The following is a 286-nucleotide window of genomic DNA, read 5'->3' as shown; positions in this document are numbered from 1 at the left end:
TGCCCGAGTCCTTCAAGGTGCTCGTGAAGGAAATGAAGTCCCTGTGCTTGAACGTCGAGCTCGAGGGCCACGACATGCAACCCATCAGAGAGGACGAGATCGATGACTACAGTGCCGACCAGGCGCTTTACGCCGCGCTCGCCGCTGATGCCAAGAAGACCGATGACGAAGAGGCCAACGCCATCGATGCCCTGGCTGCCGAGCTGGGCGACCTGATGAGCGGTATTGAGTCCGACCTGATCACCGACCTCATCGGTGGCGGTGAGGAGGCCTAACCCCATGACGG

At 60.8% G+C, this 286-nt stretch carries 1 protein-coding gene; it reads left to right on the top strand.

The window, feature by feature from the left end:
• The coding region (locus NE591_RS15765) for a hypothetical protein (RefSeq protein WP_256157164.1) at positions 1 to 275 on the top strand (275 nt) is incomplete at its 5' end.
• Positions 276 to 286: the final 11 nt, after the last annotated feature.

This window comes from Adlercreutzia sp. DFI.6.23, from assembly GCF_024462535.1.
Taxonomy (GTDB): Bacteria; Actinomycetota; Coriobacteriia; order Coriobacteriales; family Eggerthellaceae; genus Adlercreutzia; species Adlercreutzia rubneri.
The sequence above is the reverse complement of the archived record's forward strand: the minus strand, read 5'-3'. Positions and strand labels throughout refer to the sequence as shown.